Annotated in this window: 3 protein-coding genes and 1 pseudogene; all 4 read left to right on the top strand. The window is 71.3% G+C overall.

Going from position 1 to position 1,851, the window contains the following annotated elements:
- The first annotated feature begins 53 nt into the window (after positions 1-53).
- Positions 54-710 (top strand): tRNA (adenosine(37)-N6)-threonylcarbamoyltransferase complex dimerization subunit type 1 TsaB, encoded by a 657-nt coding sequence (gene tsaB / locus V7D28_RS15155; protein ID WP_333588216.1) that lies wholly within the window; start codon positions 54-56, stop codon positions 708-710.
- The gene (locus V7D28_RS15160) at positions 707-1,171 is read left to right on the top strand and encodes a GNAT family N-acetyltransferase (protein WP_333588214.1); all 465 of its coding nucleotides are present in this window, start codon (positions 707-709) and stop codon (positions 1,169-1,171) included. The genes tsaB and V7D28_RS15160 overlap by 4 nt, the downstream gene beginning before the upstream one ends.
- A 35-nt stretch (positions 1,172-1,206) precedes the next feature.
- Positions 1,207-1,614 (top strand): Fur family transcriptional regulator, encoded by a 408-nt coding sequence (locus tag V7D28_RS15165; protein ID WP_333588215.1) that lies wholly within the window; start codon positions 1,207-1,209, stop codon positions 1,612-1,614.
- Positions 1,615-1,665: 51 nt separating this feature from the next.
- Positions 1,666-1,851: pseudogene (locus V7D28_RS15170) on the top strand (tRNA (N6-isopentenyl adenosine(37)-C2)-methylthiotransferase MiaB); the annotation flags it as partial.

Consider the following 1,851-nt stretch of genomic DNA (forward strand, 5'->3'; position numbering starts at 1 on the left):
GCGCCGCAGTGCTTTCCAATCGCCTGCGGGCCTGATAGCGCCGGGCGCCCATGATCATCCTCGCCATCGACACCTGCCTTGAGGCCTGTTCCGCCGCCCTGCTTGAGGGCGCGACGGTGCTGGCCGCCGAGAGCCTGCCCATGGCCCGCGGCCACCAGGAGGCCCTGGCGCCCCTGGTGGAGAAGCTCGTGGCCCAGGCGGGGATCGCCTTTTCCGACCTCGACCGGATCGGCGTCACCGTGGGACCGGGGTCCTTCACCGGCCTGCGGGTGGGGCTGGCCTTCGCCAAGGGCCTGGGCGCGGCCCTGGATCGCCCGGTGGCCGGGATCGGCGCCCTGGCCGCCCTGGCCGAGCCCCATGGTCCGGGCCTGGTCTTTCCCCTGATCGACGCCCGGCGGGGCCAGGTCTATCTGCAGGCCTTCGCCCAGGGCCGCCCGCTGATGGCCCCCGACGCCCTGGAGATCGACACCGCCGCCGCCCGCCTGGCCGAACTGTCGGGCGGGGGCGCCTGTCGCCTGGTGGGATCTGGCGCGGCCCTGCTGGCGGGCCTGCTGCCCGGCGCCGAGGTTTTTCCTGACGGCGCCTGCGACCCTGCAGCCGTGGGCCGGCTGGCGGCGGCGGCCCCTGGGACGGCGGCTCCGCGCCCGCTCTATCTGCGCGCGCCGGACGCCCGCCTGCCGGGCGGGCTGCCCGGCCCGGAGGCGGCATGAGGATCATGCCCGCCGGGCCGGAGCGGGCGGCCGAGCTTTCCCGTCTCCACGCCCTTTCGTTCGACAAGCCCTGGAGCGCCGCGGAGATCGAGGCCCTGATCGGCGGCGCCGGCGCCTTCGCCCTCGTGGCCGGCGAATCCTCGCCGCCGGATTCGATCACGGGCATGATTCTGGCCCGGCGACTGTTCGAAGAGGCGGAGATCCTCACCCTGGCCGTGGCGCCCCAGGCCCGTCGCCAGGGGGTGGGACAGGGCCTGACCCTGGCCTGCGCGGACCTGTTGCGCGGGGCCGGCGTCCAGTCGCTTTTCCTTGAGGCGGGGGTGGACAACCCCGCAGCCCTGGCCCTCTACCAGGCCTGCGGCTTCGTCGAGGCGGGCCGTCGGCGGGACTATTACGACCGGGGCGGCCGCAAGGTGGATGCGGTGGTCATGCGCCTCGACCTTAACACCGGGCGGCCTTAGCCCTATTCTCTTCGCAAAATCACAGGAGGCGCGGCGTGGACCGGATCGAAAACCTCTGCATCGAAAAGGGTATGCGGATGACCGAACAGCGGCGGGTGATCGCCCGCGTGCTGTCGGCCGCCACCGACCATCCCGACGTGGAGGAGCTCTATCGCCGGGCCCACGACATCGACCCGCACATCTCCATCGCCACGGTCTATCGCACCGTGCGCCTGTTCGAAGAGGCCGGCATCATCGCCCGGCACGACTTCCGCGACGGGCGCTCGCGCTATGAAGAGGCCACCGACCACCACCACGACCACCTCATCGACATGAAGAGCGGCAAGGTGGTGGAGTTCGTCGATCCGGAGATCGAGGCCCTGCAGGAGGCCATCGCCAAGAAGCTGGGCTACCGGCTGATCGACCACCGGCTGGAGCTCTACGGCGTCCCGCTGGAAGAGTAGAACCCGCGCGCGCGGCTTGAACCGGCCCCGCCTCGTCCCCATAAGGCCCGCATGTCCAGTCCCGCGCCGGAAAAGCGCCTCTTCATCAAGACCTACGGCTGTCAGATGAACGTCTATGACAGCGAGCGCATGGCCGACGTGCTGGCGCCGCTGGGCTATGGCGTCACCGACCGCCCCGAGGACGCGGACCTGGTGGTGCTGAACACCTGCCACATCCGCGAGAAGGCCACCGAGAAG

This window comes from Phenylobacterium sp., assembly GCF_036723115.1.
GTDB lineage: Bacteria > Pseudomonadota > Alphaproteobacteria > Caulobacterales > Caulobacteraceae > Phenylobacterium.